Source organism: Rhizobium sp. P1_E6 (genome assembly GCF_056405875.1).
Genome location: NZ_JBFUBG010000019.1, coordinates 12,584 through 30,042 on the forward strand (window position 1 = coordinate 12,584; position 17,459 = coordinate 30,042).

15 protein-coding genes are annotated in these 17,459 nt (G+C 59.4%); 2 read left to right on the plus strand and 13 right to left on the minus strand.

All coding sequences use genetic code 11. The features are described 5' to 3' along the window. Nucleotides 1-25: 25 nt before the first annotated feature. From AC1D35_RS12340 to araD, 6 genes are all read right to left on the minus strand, one after another. Nucleotides 26-1,546: an ABC transporter substrate-binding protein gene (locus tag AC1D35_RS12340; RefSeq protein WP_477854010.1), complete on the minus strand. Its 1,521-nt coding sequence runs from the start codon at nt 1,544-1,546 to the stop codon at nt 26-28. Between the two features lie 193 nt (nt 1,547-1,739). Beyond that, the gene (locus AC1D35_RS12345) at nt 1,740-2,645 is read right to left on the minus strand and encodes a 5-dehydro-4-deoxyglucarate dehydratase (RefSeq protein ID WP_477938632.1); all 906 of its coding nucleotides are present in this window, start codon (nt 2,643-2,645) and stop codon (nt 1,740-1,742) included. A 16-nt stretch (nt 2,646-2,661) separates the two neighbouring features. Beyond that, nucleotides 2,662-4,179 carry an aldehyde dehydrogenase (NADP(+)) gene (locus AC1D35_RS12350; protein WP_477938633.1) on the minus strand — a complete coding sequence of 506 codons (1,518 nt, stop codon included), beginning with the start codon at nt 4,177-4,179 and terminating at the stop codon, nt 2,662-2,664. Between the two features lie 69 nt (nt 4,180-4,248). Next, on the minus strand, nt 4,249-4,959 hold the full coding sequence (locus tag AC1D35_RS12355) for a ribonuclease activity regulator RraA (protein ID WP_477938634.1): 711 nt from the start codon (nt 4,957-4,959) through the stop codon (nt 4,249-4,251). Nucleotides 4,960-4,978: 19 nt separating this feature from the next. After that, complete coding sequence (locus AC1D35_RS12360; RefSeq protein WP_477938635.1) at nt 4,979-6,169, minus strand: L-talarate/galactarate dehydratase; 1,191 nt, start codon at nt 6,167-6,169, stop codon at nt 4,979-4,981. A 9-nt stretch (nt 6,170-6,178) separates the two neighbouring features. After that, entirely contained in the window at nt 6,179-7,915 is a 1,737-nt protein-coding gene (gene araD, locus AC1D35_RS12365) for an L-arabinonate dehydratase (protein ID WP_477938636.1), read from the minus strand. Nucleotides 7,916-8,059: 144 nt separating this feature from the next. Here araD and AC1D35_RS12370 point away from each other — a divergent pair, with 144 nt between their 5' ends. Next, the gene (locus tag AC1D35_RS12370) at nt 8,060-8,779 is read left to right on the plus strand and encodes a GntR family transcriptional regulator (RefSeq protein WP_477854016.1); all 720 of its coding nucleotides are present in this window, start codon (nt 8,060-8,062) and stop codon (nt 8,777-8,779) included. Nucleotides 8,780-8,808: 29 nt separating this feature from the next. On the opposite strand, the gene AC1D35_RS12375 is transcribed toward AC1D35_RS12370, so the two are convergent. Genes AC1D35_RS12375 through AC1D35_RS12390 form a run of 4 tightly spaced genes read right to left on the minus strand, consistent with a single transcriptional unit; the run spans nt 8,809 to nt 13,224 of the window. Continuing rightward, complete coding sequence (locus AC1D35_RS12375) at nt 8,809-9,756, minus strand: 2-hydroxyacid dehydrogenase (protein WP_477938637.1); 948 nt, start codon at nt 9,754-9,756, stop codon at nt 8,809-8,811. Then, nucleotides 9,753-11,387, minus strand: coding sequence for an ABC transporter ATP-binding protein (locus tag AC1D35_RS12380; protein WP_477938638.1), 1,635 nt, complete (start codon nt 11,385-11,387; stop codon nt 9,753-9,755). The genes AC1D35_RS12375 and AC1D35_RS12380 overlap by 4 nt, the downstream gene beginning before the upstream one ends. Then, on the minus strand, nt 11,380-12,300 hold the full coding sequence (locus tag AC1D35_RS12385) for an ABC transporter permease (protein ID WP_477854019.1): 921 nt from the start codon (nt 12,298-12,300) through the stop codon (nt 11,380-11,382). The genes AC1D35_RS12380 and AC1D35_RS12385 overlap by 8 nt, the downstream gene beginning before the upstream one ends. Nucleotides 12,301-12,309: 9 nt before the next feature. Continuing rightward, complete coding sequence (locus AC1D35_RS12390) at nt 12,310-13,224, minus strand: ABC transporter permease (protein ID WP_113301372.1); 915 nt, start codon at nt 13,222-13,224, stop codon at nt 12,310-12,312. A 211-nt stretch (nt 13,225-13,435) separates the two neighbouring features. Between AC1D35_RS12390 and AC1D35_RS12395 the strand changes: the two genes are divergently transcribed. Continuing rightward, on the plus strand, nt 13,436-13,642 hold the full coding sequence (locus tag AC1D35_RS12395; RefSeq protein ID WP_477854076.1) for a carboxylesterase family protein: 207 nt from the start codon (nt 13,436-13,438) through the stop codon (nt 13,640-13,642). A gap of 242 nt (nt 13,643-13,884) precedes the next feature. Here the strand turns inward: AC1D35_RS12395 and AC1D35_RS12400 are convergent, their stop codons facing one another. The 3 genes from AC1D35_RS12400 to AC1D35_RS12410 form a co-directional block, all read right to left on the minus strand. Beyond that, the gene (locus tag AC1D35_RS12400) at nt 13,885-14,730 is read right to left on the minus strand and encodes a carbohydrate ABC transporter permease (RefSeq protein ID WP_113309018.1); all 846 of its coding nucleotides are present in this window, start codon (nt 14,728-14,730) and stop codon (nt 13,885-13,887) included. 6 nt (nt 14,731-14,736) lie between these two features. Beyond that, complete coding sequence (locus AC1D35_RS12405; RefSeq protein ID WP_477832274.1) at nt 14,737-15,654, minus strand: carbohydrate ABC transporter permease; 918 nt, start codon at nt 15,652-15,654, stop codon at nt 14,737-14,739. Between the two features lie 124 nt (nt 15,655-15,778). Further along, the gene (locus tag AC1D35_RS12410; protein ID WP_113301368.1) at nt 15,779-17,032 is read right to left on the minus strand and encodes an ABC transporter substrate-binding protein; all 1,254 of its coding nucleotides are present in this window, start codon (nt 17,030-17,032) and stop codon (nt 15,779-15,781) included. Between the last annotated feature and the right edge of the window lie 427 nt (nt 17,033-17,459).

Consider the following 17,459-nt stretch of genomic DNA (forward strand, 5'->3'; position numbering starts at 1 on the left):
CCCGTGCCTGAATCGGCTCACGAGGTCACTTGAAGTGGATCTGCGACAACTGCAGCTCGGAATTCGTCGCAATCGTCGGCTTGAAGTCGAGACGCGGCGAGACACGCGTGAAACCCACCATGTGAAACATCGGGATGTCGGCAATGATCTCGGTGTTCACCTTGGCGAAAAGCTCCTTCCAGAGTTTCGTGCGATCGTCGCCGGTGGCGGCGGTCGCCTTGGCAATTAGTGCGTCGACAGCCGGATCCCGAACCATGGAGTGGGAGCCGTCGGTCGCGTATTTTACAAAAGCGGTGAAGACGGGATCGCCGGTCGCATTATCATGCTGCGACTGGGTCAGCGTCGGACCTGAATTGGCTACGAAAGGTGCAACGAAGTATCCGTTCCACACGGAAACGTCATACATGTCGAGCTTTACGTTCAAACCTATTTCCTGAAGCATTGCCATTATCGCTTCCATCGCTTCGGTCGCGTTGGGATATTGCCCGTTGCGACCGATGATGCGAATCTCACGATCGACCGGGACACCATCAGCTTTCGCCGCTTCCACCAGTTCCTTTGCTTTTTCCGGATCATAGGACCAGACGGGGATATCGGCATTGTATCCGATGGTGGTCGGCACGACGAGCTGTGTTGCGATCTTCGCTTGTTCTGGGAACAGCGTTCCGAGCATCGCCTGACGATCGATGGCGAGGTTCATAGCTTCGCGTATGCGTCGGTCGTTAAGCGGCGCCTCGCGCGTGTCAATGCGCAGCGATGTCGTCTCCGAATTCGGATAGGCGAAATCGGTTTCCTTGTTGGTGGCATCCTGCACGGATACGGCGGGAACGACATCTGCTTCGCCTGCATCGACCATGGCGGCGGCGACCGCACTGTCAGAACGGAAGAGATAGGTCGCTTGCTCCACCTGCGGCTTCTCACCCCAATAGTCCGGATTGCGCTTCAGCACGATGGACTGGCCGATATCCCATTTGTCGAACGTGTAAGGGCCGGTGCCAATCGGCTTGCGGGTGAACTCGTTTGCTGGCGTCGCCTCGGCCGATTCCACGGCCATCACGGTCATTAAAAGCGGAAGAATCGGCTGCGCCGGTTTTGTCGTAATGCGGATCGTGTTGGCGTCCGGCGTTTCGAAGCTGAATTCCGTGCCGCCGAAATATTTGCCGCCGGTCTCGCAACTGAGCTTCTTGTTCTTGTTGCGCTCGATCGTGAACTGGACATCTTTGGAGGTGAACGGCTTGCCATCGTGCCATTTGACATTCGGGCGCAGCTTGAACTCCCAGGTGTCGTCGTCGATCTTTGACCACTCCGTCGCCAGGCGGGGCTTGAGGCCGCCATTGACGTAGTCGAATTCAACCAGCATCTCGTTGACGTTTTCAGAAATGACCCGGCCAACGTCCTGGCGGGCAGCCATACAAGGCTCGACGACATCGACGGTTTCGGCAAGCACAACGCTTACGTTGCGTTTGGCATCTTCAGCCTGGGCCGAGCCGAAGCCCAGCGCGATCATCGTGGTGGATAAGCAGGCAGCTCTGATGTGCAGTTTCATTCCGTTCTCCTCCCATGCGCCTTCGGCGCTCCTCACATAAAGTTTCCTCGTCTACTTTCTGGGATCCGGCACCATTTTCCTCCTGGTAGGCGGATCATCTGATACACAAAAGCACTAATATTTTAGTTGAAATACTCGATCAAACGCGTCACCCGACGCACGAGCTTGCAACCCTGTCCGGGACGCTAAAACTTCACTTGGCCGAAGCAATCAGTGCGCGCATCATCTCGACTTCCTCGTCGGTGAGATCTGTCAGCGGCGCACGTACCGGTCCCGTCTCAAAGCCGCGCAAACGCACGCCTGCCTTGACGGCGGATACCGCATAACCCGTTTTGCGATCGCGGATGCGGGCAAAAGGATAATAGAAGTCGCGCAGCATCTGTTCACAGGTCGCGTCATCGCCGGCAAGGAATGCCTTGTGGAATCTCAATGCCGTTTCAGGCACAAAATTGAAGACCGCCGAGGAATAGGTCGACATGCCGGCGCCGCGATAAGCCTGGGCGAACAGTTCGTGCGTCGGCATGCCACCGATATAGGAAAGACGGTCACCGAGGGCGATCGTGACACGGCGCACCGTATCGATGTCACCGGTACCATCCTTGAAACCGATCAGATTGGGGCATTCGTCGGCAAGCTGGGCAAGCTGCTCGGCCGAAACCCTCGCCTGGCCACGATTATAGACGATAACGCCCATCTTGGTGGCCCGGCAGACGGCCCGGACACGCGCCGCGATGCCGTCGGCCGGCGCCTCGGTCAGGTAATGCGGCAGAAGAAGAATGCCGTCGCCACCTGCCGCCTCGATCTCGCGGGCCATGTCGCAGGCAATGCGCGTTCCATAGCCGCATCCGGCAATCACCGGTGCGTCGCCGGACACGGCACGGGCGGCTTTCACCACCTCAACCACCTCCCCCGGCGTCAGCGAAAACAGCTCACCCGTGCCGCCGGCAACGATCAGGCCGGCAACGGGATAAGATGACAGCCATTCCAAATGCGCTGAAAACGGCTTGGTTGCAAATCGATCCTCCGCATCGAAAGGCGTGACGGGAAAAGACAGAAGGCCGTTTCGAATGATCTCGCGAAGTTCGGTCGGGGCGATCATCGTGCTACTCCTCGTTTCAGTTCCGCAGGTCTGCGGGCAACAGCGCGGCGGGGAAATTCTGGTAGGCCACGGGGCGCAGGAACCTGCGGATCGACATGGTCCCGACGCTGGTTGCGCCGAAATTGGTCGAGGCCGGGTAGGGTCCGCCATGCACCATGGAATCGACAACCTCGACGCCGGTCGGGAAGCCATTGACGAGCACCCTGCCCGCCTTCCTTTCGAGGATCGGCAGCAGGTCGCGGGCAAGGCCAATATCTGCGTCGTCCATATGGATCGTCGCGGTCAGTTGCCCCTGGAAGCTTTCAGCAAGGGCGACCATTTCTTCAGGCGAGCCGACACGCACGACGAGGCCGAGAGGACCGAACACCTCCTCGCTGAGCGAGTGATCAGCAAGCCAGGCCGAGCCATTCGTCTCGAACAGGTTCGGGCCTGCAGCACGCTCAGCACTCTCTGTCGTCAGAACCGGCGCGACTGCGTTGCTTGCCCGCATACGTTCGACACCTTCGTGATAGGCGTTGGCGATGCCTTTGGTCAGCATGGTCTGCGGCGCCACCTTTTGAAGAGCTGCCTTGACAGCACCGGTGAACTTGTCCGCCTCTGGCCCGTCGACGACGACGGCAATGCCGGGATTGGTACAGAACTGGCCGGCACCAAGCGTCAGCGAACCGGCCCAGCCTGAACCGAGCGCCTCTGCCCGGGCAGCGGTAGCGGCCGGCAGCAGGAACATCGGATTAACGCTGCCGAGTTCCCCGAAAAAGGGGATCGGCTCAGGGCGCTGGGCGCAAAGGTCAAAGAGCGCACGGCCGCCGCCGAGCGAGCCGGTAAATCCAACGGCCTTGATGGCCGGATGGGTCACCAGAGCCGTTCCGACATCACGGCGGCCGCCCTGGATCAGGCTGAACACGCCGGCCGGCATGCGGGTGCGCTCGATAGCGGCTGCAATGGCCTCGGCAATGATCTCACCTGTGCCGGGATGGGCGGAATGTCCCTTCACCACGACCGGGCACCCCGCGGCAAGCGCTGCTGCCGTATCGCCGCCGGCCGTCGAGAATGCGAGCGGAAAATTCGAGGCGCCGAAGACGGCGACCGGGCCGATCGGCCGTTGCACCAGGCGGATCTCGGGCCGCGGCGCCGGTTTCCGATCGGGTTGGGCCGCGTCGAGGCGAGCGTCGAGATGCGCGCCCTTGCGGATATGGTCGGCAAAGAGTTTGAGCTGGCCGGTGGTGCGACTGCGTTCGCCGTCGAGGCGGCCTTCTGGAAGCCCGGTTTCCTGCGTTCCGATGAGGGTGACGGCCTCACCGCGCTTGTCGATCTCCTCGGCGATTGCCTGAAGGAAGATGGCGCGCTCCTCGCGTGTCGTTGCCGAAAACGCCGCAAAGGCAGCTTCGGCCGCGCGGCAGGCGCGGTCGACCAGGTCCGTCGTACCGACGGCAAAATCATGAGCCTGCCCATGGGCCGGCTCGGAACGAAATGTCGCCGTTCCGGCAATCCACTCGCCGGCGATGAGATGCCTGCCTGAAGGGGTCCAGGTCATTGTTATCCTCCTCGGCGGAGCCTTGCTCCGTGCTTATGCATGTCGATCTGTTGTTGAGGACGCGTCGCCCTATCGGCCATTCACCTTCCGCCAATCGGCAAAGAGCGTCAGATTGTTTTCGTCTGTGGCCGGGTAGAGGCCAATGATCGTATGACCTTGCTTGACGCGCTCCGTGACGAAATCCTCGTAGGCAGTCATCTCTACCGCTTCGTCAGCGATCTCGTCGGCGATCTCAGCCGGGATGACGATTACGCTTTCGTCGTCGCCGACAATTATGTCGCCCGGGAAGACCGGCACATCGCCACAACCGATCGGCACATTGATGTCGATCGCCTCGTGGAGCGTGAGGTTCGTCGGGCTGGAGGGACGATTGTGATAGGCGGGAATATCAAGGCCACCGATTGTCATGGCGTCGCGAAAACCGCCATCGGTGACGACGCCGCCGCCGCCACGCATCATCAGGCGGGTAATCAGGATGTCGCCGGCGGAGGCGGCGCGCGGATCCTTGCGGCTGTCCATCACCAGAACATGACCTTCAGGGCAGGTCTCGATGGCAAGCCGTTGCGGATGTTTCGGGTTGCGAAAGACGTTCATCGCGTTGCGGTCCTCGCGCGCCGGCATGTAGCGCAGAGTGAAGGCCGGCCCCACCATATTGCGGCCCTTCGGCTGCACGGGCCGAACGTCCTGGACCGTCTGGTTTCTCAGACCGCGCTTGTAGAGTGCCGAACAGAGCGTCGCGACAGAGACACCCATCAGCTTTTCACGGGTTGCGGGGTTCATGTTTCCTTCTCCTCCTCGTTCAGGCGCCGAAGCTGAGCGTTTCCACAGTCCAGTCGCGGGCCTTGCCCGTCAGGCTGCAACCGAGCCCCGGACGCGCGGGCACGATCATCCGGCCGTCCTTGATGTCGAGCTGTTCGTTGAACAGTGGCGCCAGCCAATCGAAATGCTCTACCCACGGCTCATGCGCATAGGCGGCAGCCAGGTGCAGATGGATTTCCATGGCGAAATGCGGCGCCAGGCGCATGCGTTTCGCCTCGGCCTGCGTGCAGATGCGCAGAAAGGGCGTAATGCCGCCGACCCGCGGCGCATCCGGCTGAATGAAGTCGACGGCATCGGCCCGGATGAGCGCCATATGCTCCTCGGCACTTGCCAGCATCTCGCCGGTCGCGATCGGTGTGGCGAGTTCTCGCGCAAGTGCCGCGTGGCCCTCGGCGTCATAGGCGTCGAGCGGCTCTTCGATCCATTCAAGATTGAGCGGCTCGACCAGGCGGCCGAAGCGCAAGGCCGTCGTGCGGTCCCATTGCTGGTTTGCATCGACCATCAGCGGTACACGGCCATCGATATGGCTGGTCACGGCATCAAGCCGGCGAAGGTCGGCCATCGGGTCGGGCTGTCCGACCTTGATCTTGATGCCGCCGATACCGGAGGCGATAGAGTGATCGATAGCATCGCGGATTTCCTCGACGCTCGATGACAGAAAGCCTCCGGAGGTGTTGTAGCAGGCGACGCTGTCGCGATGGGCGCCAAGTAGTTTTGCAAGCGGCAGACCGGCACGTTTCGCCTTCAGGTCCCAGAGGCAGATGTCGATGGCGGCGATCGCCTGTGTAGCAATGCCGGAGCGGCCGACCGAGGCCCCGGCCCAGCAGAGCTTGTCCCATATCCGCGCGGTATCGTTGGGGTCTTCGCCAATCAGGTTGTCGGCAATCTCGCAGGCATGTGCATAGAGGCCGGGCCCGCCTGCCCGCTTCGCGTAACTGAAGCCGAGACCACTATGGCCCGCTTCGGACATGATCTCGCAAAACAGAAACGCCACCTGCGTCAGCGGCTTCTGCCGGCCCGTCAAAACCTTGGCATCGCTGATCGGCCGCGCCAACGGCAGGTAGGCGAGCGACAGGGTGACCGAGCGGATGGCGTCCAGCTTGGACGGACCGGCAGCGAAGCCAGCCTTGGGAGGCTGTGCAGGGATCGTGCGTCTATCGGGATCAATCATCGTGGTGCCTCAGTTGATAGCCGGTTCAGGTGTCTTGCCACCGAATTCCGTCTTCAGGAAATCAAAGTCGCAGCCTTTGTCGGCCTGCTCGATATGGCTGGAGAACATGAAGCCGTAACCGCGCTCGTAACGCCGGGTCGGCGCAACCCAGGCGGCACGCCGCGCTACGATCTCTTCTTCGGAAATCAGCATATTGAGGCTGCGTGCCGGAATATCGAGGTCGACCATGTCCCCCGTTCTCAGCAGTGCCAGAGGGCCCCCAACATAGGATTCCGGTGCGACATGCAGCACGCAGGCGCCGAAGCTGGTCCCCGACATGCGGGCATCCGAGATGCGCACCATGTCGCGCAGGCCAAGCTTCAACAGCGCCTTCGGCATCGGGATCATGCCCCATTCCGGCATGCCCGGCCCACCTTGCGGGCCGGCATTGCGCAGCACGAGCACGGTGTCCGGCGTCAACGGATAGTCGGGATCGTCGATGATCTTCTTCATGTCCGCATAACTGTCGGCGACCAATGCCGGGCCGCGATGGCGATGGAATTTTGGGTCGCAGGCCGCTGGTTTGATGACCGCGCCATCGGGACACAGGTTCCCCTTGAGCACGGCGAGAGAACCTTCGTGATAGACCGGGTTCGACAATGGCCGGATAACGTCGTCATTGTAGACCTTCACTTCGTCGAGACCATCCACCAAGGGCTTGCCGGTGACGGTAATCGCGGTTGGATCCAACTTGTCCCCGAGTTGCTTCATCAGTGCGCGCAAGCCACCCGCATAGAAGAAATCCTCCATCAGGTAGGTCGAACCGGAAGGCCGTATGTTGGCGAGAACCGGCGTTGTGCGACCGATGCGATCGAGATCGTCCAGCTCCAGCGGAACGCCGGCGCGTCGGGCCATGGCGATCAGGTGGATGATCGCATTGGTGGAGCAGCCGGTCGCCATGGCGACCGTAACGGCATTGTCGACGGCCGCCGGAGTGATGATCTTGTCTGGCGTCAGATCCTCCCACACCATATCGACGATGCGGCGGCCACAGGCTGCTGACATGCGTTGGTGGTTGGCGTCGGCTGCCGGGATCGAAGAAGCGCCCGGCAGCGTCAGCCCCATAGCCTCTGCGATCGCCGTCATCGTCGACGCCGTGCCCATGGTCATGCAATGGCCATAGCTGCGGGCGATCCCACCTTCGATGCCCTGCCACTCCTCCTTGGTGATCGTGCCGGCACGGCGCTCGTCCCAGTATTTGAAGCCGTCGGTACCGGAGCCGAGCGTCTTGCCGGCATAGTTGCCGCGAAGCATCGGGCCCGCGGGTAGGTAGACGAAGGGAATGCCCATGCTGACTGCACCCATGACCAGGCCCGGTGTCGTCTTGTCGCAGCCGCCCATCAGAACGGCGCCATCGATCGGATGGCTACGCAGCAGTTCCTCGGTCTCCATCGCCAGCATATTGCGATAGAGCATAGTGGTCGGCTTGACGAAGTTTTCGGAAAGGGAAAGCGCAGGAAGTTCCATGGGGAAACCACCCGACTGTAGGATTCCCCGCTTCACCCAGTCGGCGCGTTCACGGAAATGCATGTGGCACGGCTGAGCTTCGGACCAGGTGTTGATGACGGCAATGATCGGCCTTCCCTGCCAATCCTCCGGCGCATAACCCATCTGCATGGTCCGCGACCGGTGACCGAATGAGCGCTGATCATCCGGCAGCATCCATCGGGCAGACCGCAATTGCTCGTAAGTTTTCCTCGCGGTCACGGCTTTCTCCCATCTGTCCCACTCGCCCGTCTGCACGTTCGCTCCAACTGATATTTTAGTTCAACACATATATCAATGGCAAATTTGCATTCTTGTACATTAGGCGGCGCACAGCTATGAATGGAGCGAAAAGGATTGCCTCACATGAATTCCCAGTTCGCCTCCACATTCGGCCTGACTGCACCCGGTTTTCCAGTCGCCGCCGCCGGTACCGTCCAACGGGTCTATGATGATCTGCGAAAGCGCATCATCACCATTCAGCTGCCGCCAGACACCACGCTGTCGCGCACCGAGCTGACGGAGACCTATGAAGTCAGCCAGACTCCCATTCGTGACGCATTGCAGCTTCTCAAACAGGAGGGGCTGGTTCGCATTCATCCGCAGTCCCGTACTGTGGTGACCCGAATCGACGTCCTGCAGATTTACGAGGCGCATTTCCTTCGCATCGCACTGGAAACGGAAGTCTGCCGCCGCCTGGCGACCGACCCGGATCTGGATCCGAGCGTCATCACGCGGGCCCGCTCGATCATCAAGATGCAGTCGGCAGTCGCCGATGACGCCGATCAGATTGCGATCTTCCAAGAGCTTGACGAGCTCTTTCACCAGACATTGTTCGCTGGCGTGAAGCGTAGCAGCCTTCACCAGCTGGTTCGCGAGCGGTCCGGCCATCTCGAGCGCATTCGTCGTTTGCATCTACCCGAAAAGGGCAAGATCATGACCATTCTCGAGGGGCACCATGCGATTATCGACGCGATTGCCGCTCGCAACGAACAGGGTGCTGTCGATGCGATCCGTGACCATCTGAGCCGCACCGTCGCAAAAGTCGAAGACCTGCGGAAGGAATTCCCGCATTATTTCGTCTGATACTGCCGCGCCGTGGGTTGCCGCCGGTCTCAATTGACCGGGGTTAACAGCGGCCTGCCCGCGAAGAAGGCGGCAAGGTTGTCGACCGTCAATTGCGCCATCCTGTCGCGCGTTTCCTCGGTGCCGCTGGCGTGATGGGGATACAGCACAACGTTGTCCAGCGTTGCGAAGCGCGGATCGGGATTGGGTTCGTTGAGGTAGACATCGATGCCGGCCGAAGCGATCCGCCTTTCCTGCAAGGCCCCGATCAGGGCAGGTTCATCGACCACAGTGCCCCGAGCAATGTTGATGAAGCTGCCCGTTGGTCCAAGCGCATTCAGCACTTCCGCCGAAATCAACCCTTCAGTCGAGGGGCCGCCCGGCGTCGCCACGATCAGGATATCAGCCCAGTCCGCCAACTTTACCGGGTCGTCGAAATAGGCAAAATCATTGTCAGCTTTCTCCGTCCGCCCATAATAGCCGACCGTCAGCCCGACAGCTTCGCATCGCCTGGCAATCGCAATACCTATCCGGCCGAGGCCGACGATCCCTGCCTTCTTGCCCGACGTCGATGTGGTCAGTGGCATCATGCCCTTCAGCGCCCAGTCGCCGGAGCGCACATAGCGGTCGCCTTGCGGCAAGCGCCGACGCGCCGCCAGCATCAGAAGCAGCGCCATGTCGGCGACGTCGTCGCAAAGCACCTCGGATGTGTTGGTGAGCTTGATGCCGCGCCGTGTCATCGCCTCGACGTCCATCTGGTCGTAGCCGGCCGAGGAACAGGCGGCGAGCTTCAGCGCCGGCAATTGCGAAAGCAGGGTTTCGTCGATCGTCACATGGCCGTTGCAGACCAGAGCTGTGCAGATCGGGCCGGCTTTCCGTAGGAGAGCATCGCGTTCTTCGCCTTTTGCAAGATCCAGCCGGTGCAGCGTATAGGTCTCCTCCAGCATCGCCATCTGACGGGGCCGGAGCGGATAGGCGACGATGACATCGGGCTTCATGCGGGAACGAGTCCTTCCTGTTTGTAACGTGCGGCGCGGCGGGCGGCCTGAACCTCCGGGTCGGGATCGAGGCTGGCGGCAAGAAGCGCCTGAGTGTAGGGGTGGGAGGGCGCGTCGAAGATCTGGCGAACCGGGCCCTCTTCGACAATCGTGCCGGCCTTCATGACGATGACACGATCGGCAAAATCGCGCACCACCGGCAGGTCGTGTGCAATGAAAAGGTAGGACAGGCCGAATTCACGACGCAGACCCTCGAGTAGCGCGATCACCTGTGCCTGGACCGACACGTCGAGCGCTGACACCGCCTCGTCGCAGATGATCAGTTTCGGCTCCATGGCGAGCGCACGGGCAATCGCGATGCGCTGGCGCTGGCCGCCGGAGAACTGATGTGGATATCGGTCCGCCATATCCGGTTTTAGGCCAACCTTGACCAGCAATTCGGCCACTCTCTCCTTCCACCTCGCTTTCGGCAGGATATCCGGGTGAATGACCCAGGCCTCGGAAATCAACCGGAACACGCTCATCCGCGGGTTGAGTGACTGCGTCGGGTCTTGAAAGACCATCTGCAAATCGCGACGCAGCCCGAATATTTCCCTCGGGCTCATCGCAAGCAGATCGTTGCCGCGATAGAGGACCTGGCCCTCCTGCGGATCATCGAGGCGAACGATCGCCCGGGCAAGCGTCGACTTACCGGAGCCGCTCTCGCCGACAACGGCAACCGTCTCGCCCGGCATGATAACGAAATCTACGCCTTTCAGAGCCTGGAATAGGCCATAGCTCTTCTTCAAACCAATTGCGCGCAGCAGCGGTTCGCCCTGCCGGTCACGCTCTTGCGGCATCGCACCTTTCCCGGGCGCGGCGGCAATCAGCTTCTTCGTATAGGGGTTCTGCGGGTTGCGATAGACTTCGGCCGCATTGCCCGTTTCGACGATGCATCCGGAACTCATCACCACGACCCGGTCGGCGATTTCCGCAACGACGCCGAGATCGTGCGTGATCAGCAACATGCCCATTCCGGTTTCCTGCTGCAACTCCTGCAGAAGTTCGAGCACCTGCGCCTGCACCGTAACGTCCAGCGCCGTGGTGGGTTCATCCGCAATCAGGATGTCGGGCTTGCAGGCGATCGCCATAGCGATCATCAGACGCTGCCGCTGTCCGCCGGAGAACTGGAACGGATACTTGCGCATCGCCGCTTGCGGATCGGCTATGCCGACGCGCCCAAGCAATTCGAGCGCCCTCGCACCGGCGCGCTCCCCCGACTGACCATGCGTGGTCATCATTTCGGTAATTTGCCAGCCGACCGTATAGACCGGATTGAGATGCGCCAGCGGGTCCTGAAAAATCATGGCGATCTTTGCGCCGTTGATCGAACGCCGCTCCTCAGGCGTCATTTTCAGCATGTCGCGCCCATTGAGGAGAATGGTACCACTGGTGATCTTGCCGGGCGGTGTATCGATCAGATTCATGATCGCCGAGGCAGACACGGACTTGCCCGAGCCGCTTTCCCCAAGGATCGCGAGCGTCTCACCACGATCGAGATGCCAGCGAACATCTTGTACCGCCTTGACGGTGCCGGTCACTGTGTGGAACTCGACCGAGAGGTCACGGACTTCCAAAAGATGTTCAGCCATTCTTCCTGCCTCCTATTTCAAGGCGCCAGCGTTGTATCGGATCGAGCGCGATGCGCAGCCAGTTCGACAGAAGGTTGAGCGACAGCGTCGTCAGGATGATTGCAAGGCCCGGCCAGAAGGAAAGCCACCAGGCATTGGTGAGATAAGGCCGCCCCTGGGCAACCATGAGGCCCCAGGTGATCTCCGGCGCCTGAATGCCGATCCCAAGGAACGACAGCGAGGACTCGGCCAGCATGACGAAGGCGAAATCAAGCGTCGCGATCGTAACCAGCGTGGGCAGGATCACCGGCAAGATGTGACAAAAGACAATGCGCCAGTGCGATGCTCCCATGACCTTCGCCGCCTGCACGAACATCCGCTCGCGCACCTCAAGCACTTCGGCGCGGGTGGTGCGCAGATAGATGGGAATGCGGGTGATCGCCAATACCAGGACAATATTGGCGACCGAAGGTTCGAGCATATAGAGCACGATCACCGCCAGAAGCAGCGACGGAAAGGACATGATCACGTCGCCGAGGCGCATGATCCATTGAGCGGCGGAAGAGCGGCTGTAACCCGCCACCAGACCAAGCGTCGTCCCAACGATCGATGATGCGAGCACCGCTGCCGCGGCCACGAGGATGGTGTTTTGCGCCGCCACGACGACGCGGGCAAGAAGCGGCCTGCCCAGAGCGTCGGCGCCCAGGACATAAAGCAATCCGCGTGTAATATCGAACGGCGGCGCGTTGCGGCCCCGCAGATTCTGCTTGGTGGCAATGCCCTCCAGCAAGAACGGACCAAACAGCGCACAGAGAAGAACGATCAACAGAAAAACAGCAGCGAAGAAAGCGAGCTTGTCCGCCCACAGCATAGTCAGCCAACGTCCGATCGGGCCGTTCGGTTTTTTCACGGCGAGGATTTGTGTGTCGGTCATCGTCATCGCTCAATACCGGATACGTGGATCGAGCAGCACATAGGCGAGGTCGATCAACAGGTTCATGATGAAGATCGCCAGTGCCGAAACCATGATGACGGCCAGCACGACGGCGAAATCGCGAAGTAGGATGGAATCGATCATCAGCTTGCCGATGCCCGGAAAGCCAAACACCGTCTCTACGACAACGGCACCGTTCAAGATGGCAGCCGCCTGGTCGCCTATGACTGTGATCACCGGAAGCATGGCGTTGCGCAGTCCGTGAATGAAGATGATCGAGTTCGAGCGGACGCCCTTGGCACGGGCCGTCTTCACATAGGCGGAAGAAAGAACGCTGATCATCGAGCCGCGGACCACCTGCAGGATCAGACCGAAGGGCCTGATGAACAGCACGCTGACCGGCAGGACCCAGTGCCAGACGCTTCCCGTTCCCGATGTCGGCAGGACATGCAGTTTGACGGCGAAAATGACGATCGCCACGATGGCCAGCCAGAAATCCGGTGCCGCAGCGCCGATCAGCGAGAAGAAAGTGGCGAGACGGTCGAATACACCGCCGACGCGAAACGCCGCTAGCGAACCAATGACGATCGCTGCGACTGTGACCAGCGCCATGGTGATGACAGCCAGCCAGAAGGTCCAGACGAAGGCCTCCAGCACGACATCAACGGCCGGACGGGCCTGTCGCAGTGACTGACCGAAATTGCCCTGTGCGAGATCGGAAACGTAACGGCCGAATTGCACGATCAACGGATCGTTGAAACCGTTCATCTCACGGAATTGCTGGCGCATTTCCGAGGTTGCGTCGATTGGCAGGTAGAGATCAGTCGGATCGCCCGTCAGCCGGGACAAGAAGAATACGATGACGATGAGCACCACGAGCGATACGCCACTGGCGATCGCCCGCTTGCCGATGAAACTTTTCATGCCACTCCTCCCGAGTGAAACCCATGTGGGTTCATGCGATCCAGTTTCCGTCTTCACCGTCCGGAGCTCGACTTGTCATGCCCCGCGGCGACGCGGCTCGGCCCTAAAACGAGCAGCACCACAACTGAAATATTAGTGCTTCTAAAATTTTTGTGAAGCTTTTTTTGAGAAATCGTCATGCCTTGGGGATATTGCAGTGAAGCAAGGCCAGGTGCGAAGCACCACCGATGGAAATGTGACCACCTTTAAGGCTATTCCAATTGCTACGCCGCCCGGGGGCGATCTGCGGTGGCGGGCACCTGCCGCGGCGGCGTCATGGGGACGGGATGAGGAACGCCAGACGCGCGAGGCCGCCTCGCCTTCGTCTCAATGCTGTCTTTTTGAAGGCCAGCGAAATGCTGCCCTCGTCCCATCTTGATGTCGAGTTTCTTGTGGCTCGCCTGCGCGTGTCACCAGTTCTCCAAAACTGTGCCGCCCGAAAGTCTCCGAGCGCGACACGCGGATAGGCTTCTCACGTGTCGACCTGGTGCGAAGCCATGGAGTGGCCGCGATAATCAAGTGAACACGGAACGGGTCTCACATATCTGGCTTCACCCGCGAGCGGCTCTATTTTCCAAAACGCAAACGCCGCCGCCGCCCGCTAAACGATCATTCGCCTGCTCAGCTCTTCACCGACCCGGCTGCCATGCCTGCGAGGAAGTAGCGTTGAGCAATCAGATACAGGATCAAAAGCGGGAGCGATCCCAGCACGCTCATCGCCATCATCTCGTTCCATTCGAACGCATGCTGGCCCATCAGCAACTCGATACCGATGGGAACAGTCCGCATGTCCATCGACTTCGTCAAAGTCAGCGCAAAGAGGAATTCGTTCCATGCCAGCAGAAATGTGTAGACCGCGGTCGCGACGATACCGGGCACCGACAGCGGGATGATCACACGCCACAGCGCCGTCCAGCTTGACCCGCCATCGACAAGTACGGCCTCATCGAGCTCCCTCGGCAGGGTATTGAGATAGCCGGTCATCAGAAGGATCGCATAAGGCAGGGTGAAGACCATGTAGGTCAAAATCAGCGCAAAATAGGTGTTGAAAATACCGAAGGCGACGACCATGCCGAAATAGGGGATCAAAAGCGTGATCGGCGGAACGGTCTGCGTGCTGATGATGAACACGTTCAGCGTTTTCTTGAGCCGGAATGAATACCGGCTGAAAGCATAGGCCGTCAGGATGGCGATCAGCACCGTCAGAACCGTTACCACTCCCGCGACGAGATAGCTGTTGAGAAAGAAGCGAACTTTCGTCGGGTCGTTGAAGATCGAAAGATAGGCGACGTTGGTGAATTGCTCGGGCAGCAGCCGCGGCGGCAGGGCAAAGATCTCGGTGTTTGACTTCAAGGATGTGAAGAACATCCACAGGATCGGAAAGCCCGCGAAGACCAGACCGACCGCCAGCCCGAGATATGTCAGGAGGGTCGGTACTATGGTGCGACTGAGAGAGCGTTTTGCCATTGCCGGTCACCTGGCCTTCTGATGTTTGATGTAGAAGTACGTGGCGCCCATCGAGATGATCAGAATGAAGATTGCGCTCGCCGACGCGCGCGAAAATTCATAACTCGAAAACGCAAGCTTGTAGGTGTAGGTGCTGAGCACCTCGGTCGCGTAGATCGGACCGCCTCCCGTCGTCATCCACACAAGGGGGAAGACCTGCATCGTCCAGATGAAATCAAGCAAGGCAATGCTGATGATGATCGGCATCAGTTGCGGGATCGTGATGTAGCGGAATTTCTGGAACTCGTTGGCGCCGTCAATGCCAGCTGCCTCGTAGAGATCCTTGGGTATGCCCTGAAGGCCAGCGAGAAGGCTGACCATATAGAGCGGATATCCCGCCCAGATATTCGCAAAGGTCAGCGCATGCAGCGCGGTTTTCGTCGAAGAAAACCACTCGACCTTGAAGTCAATGATATGGAGCGTCATCAGGATGCTGTTGACCACGCCATTTGGGTCCAGGAGCAGCCGCCAGATGATGGCGATGATCACCGCCGTGAAGAGCCAGGGCAAAATGTAGAGAACCCGCAGGATGCTTCTGATCAACGGATCGACACGCTGGCTGTTGAGCAGAAGGGCGAAGGCCAGACCGATCAGGAGATGGAAGATGACGCTCATCACCGTGAAATAGAGTGTCTGCCCGACCGACTGCCAGAAAACCGGATCTCTGAAGATCGTCACATAGTTCTGCAAACCGACGAAGGACGCGTCCTTTTTAGTGATCGCACCGTCCATGAGCGAATAGCGCAGGACAGTGATCATGGGAAACAGCATCAGGAGACAGAACAGAAACGTCGCTGGGGCAACATAGAAGTAGGGAACCAGCCTCTTTCTTGTTTTGTAAGACAGCATGCCACGCTTGCGTATTTTCGCTTGCGTCCGGATCATAGTTTCTGTGGCGAGGCTCATGAGATGTGATTTTCCGCCTGGTCGTGAAATCTATCAATTCGTCCTGATGTAGTGGCAGCGCAATAAACTCTATCGCGCTGCCGACGATTGGTCGGTGGGGTGCTTACTTGTTAAACTCGACCAACCATTGCTTCTGCGTATTGGCAGCCGCGTCCTTTGCGGTTTGCTGACCGTCGAACATCTTTTGAACTTCGACGTTCATCTGGCGCATGAGATCTTCGGCCACCGGCAGTCCGACGAATTCGTTGGCGAGCTTCCCGCTTTGGAATATCTTGAAGGCTTCTTCAAACAGCGGGTCGGACTTGGAGAAATCCGGTTTGGCGTTGATATTGCCCGGGAAGGCATTGGCGATCGACACGAGGCGGCTGTTCACTTCCGGGCTCATCAGATATTCGACGAGCTTCCAGGCTTCCGCCTTGTGCTCGCTTTTGTCGCTGATGCCGATACCCCAGGAAGCATAGGGAAGCCCGCGCTTGCCGGTATAGCCGTCGACGGCTGGAAGGGCGGAGATGCCGAACTTGAGATTGGGGTTTCGCTGGCGAATGAGATTGATGTGGGCCAACGAGTCGATCATCATGCCGACACGCCCGTTGACGAATTCTTCGACCTTGTCCTGCTCCTTCTTGGCAAAAATACCAGGTGAGATGACGCCGGCATCCTGCAGCGACTTGATGTATTCAAGCGTGCCGACAACGGAGGCGTTTTCCAGGTCGGGCTTGCCATCCTTCAGCATGGATGCTCCGGATGCCCAAACCCAGGACATCACGTCATTCTGGATGCCGCCGGGATTTTGCAGCGAAAGCGGTAGCACCCAACCGTATTGGTTCTTGTCCGCATTGGTCATCTTCTTGGCGGCATCGGCGAATTCGGTGCGGTTTGTCGGCAGCTTTTCGACGCCGGCCGCCTTTGCCAGATCGAGGTTTACGAAAACAGGGTAGACGAACGAGGCAAGCGGGAACATGACGCTTTGCCCGTTGACCTTGATGATGTCGGCGATCTGGCTCTGATCATATTTGGCGTCAGCCATCAGGCTGTCCATCGAGGCGATTGCTCCCTGCTTCGCCAAGCCGTTGACCCATGCGCCGTCCAGGCCGACCACATCGCTGAGTGTCCCCGACGCTGCGCCGACAACAATCTGATCATGGGTAGCGGAATAGGGACCGCTGACGAGCGTCACCTTGATGCCGGGGTTTTTGGCTTCAAAGTCATCCATGATGCTTCGCAGAGCACCGGCGGGCATTTCCGGCTCCCACCACTGGATGAACTCGAGATTGGTCTGAGCAAAGGCGCACGTGGCGCATAGTGCCCAGGCGGCCACGGCCGACTGAGCCGCCACGATAAATCTTCTGACGTTCATGTTTCCCTCCCTGAAAACGATATTTCGTTCGATCCTCCCGATCGAGACCAAAGTAGGTTCCTTTAGGGGTCTGGCTGTCAATGAAGAACTGCAATCGGCAAAAGCAAGCAGGCGGCAAAGACCGGAAAAATCAACGTAAGTCATTGATTAATTGTGGTTTTATCCATGGATTTCGAGCTGCTTTTTTCTGCTCCGCATATTTCTCGTGTCGCATTTTTTCTTTACTTTCGTAAACAAATGAAAGCCGTTCCGCTCAAAGGAAAACAAATGAAAGGCTTGCGGATCGAAGAGAAGCGGGGTTCGGATCGGTCGTGGCGCCTGTCGATATCGCACCTAAAATGCGTTCAACCAACGGCCAGGTGTGCTCGGATTATCAACGAACACCGGAAGGACCCACCTCCGCAGCGAGCTTAAAGGCTGCGGGACG

What these genes read in the sequence shown, in the direction of transcription:
- AC1D35_RS12340 (WP_477854010.1), bottom strand. Translation starts at nt 1,546, where the DNA reads ATGAAACTGCACATCAGAGCTGCCTGCTTATCCACCACGATGATCGCG.
- AC1D35_RS12345 (WP_477938632.1), bottom strand. Translation starts at nt 2,645, where the DNA reads ATGATCGCCCCGACCGAACTTCGCGAGATCATTCGAAACGGCCTTCTG.
- AC1D35_RS12350 (WP_477938633.1), bottom strand. Translation starts at nt 4,179, where the DNA reads ATGACCTGGACCCCTTCAGGCAGGCATCTCATCGCCGGCGAGTGGATT.
- AC1D35_RS12355 (WP_477938634.1), bottom strand. Translation starts at nt 4,959, where the DNA reads ATGAACCCCGCAACCCGTGAAAAGCTGATGGGTGTCTCTGTCGCGACG.
- AC1D35_RS12360 (WP_477938635.1), bottom strand. Translation starts at nt 6,169, where the DNA reads ATGATTGATCCCGATAGACGCACGATCCCTGCACAGCCTCCCAAGGCT.
- AC1D35_RS12370 (WP_477854016.1), top strand. Translation starts at nt 8,060, where the DNA reads ATGAATTCCCAGTTCGCCTCCACATTCGGCCTGACTGCACCCGGTTTT.
- AC1D35_RS12375 (WP_477938637.1), bottom strand. Translation starts at nt 9,756, where the DNA reads ATGAAGCCCGATGTCATCGTCGCCTATCCGCTCCGGCCCCGTCAGATG.
- AC1D35_RS12380 (WP_477938638.1), bottom strand. Translation starts at nt 11,387, where the DNA reads ATGGCTGAACATCTTTTGGAAGTCCGTGACCTCTCGGTCGAGTTCCAC.
- AC1D35_RS12385 (WP_477854019.1), bottom strand. Translation starts at nt 12,300, where the DNA reads ATGACCGACACACAAATCCTCGCCGTGAAAAAACCGAACGGCCCGATC.
- AC1D35_RS12390 (WP_113301372.1), bottom strand. Translation starts at nt 13,224, where the DNA reads ATGAAAAGTTTCATCGGCAAGCGGGCGATCGCCAGTGGCGTATCGCTC.
- AC1D35_RS12400 (WP_113309018.1), bottom strand. Translation starts at nt 14,730, where the DNA reads ATGGCAAAACGCTCTCTCAGTCGCACCATAGTACCGACCCTCCTGACA.
- AC1D35_RS12405 (WP_477832274.1), bottom strand. Translation starts at nt 15,654, where the DNA reads ATGATCCGGACGCAAGCGAAAATACGCAAGCGTGGCATGCTGTCTTAC.
- AC1D35_RS12410 (WP_113301368.1), bottom strand. Translation starts at nt 17,032, where the DNA reads ATGAACGTCAGAAGATTTATCGTGGCGGCTCAGTCGGCCGTGGCCGCC.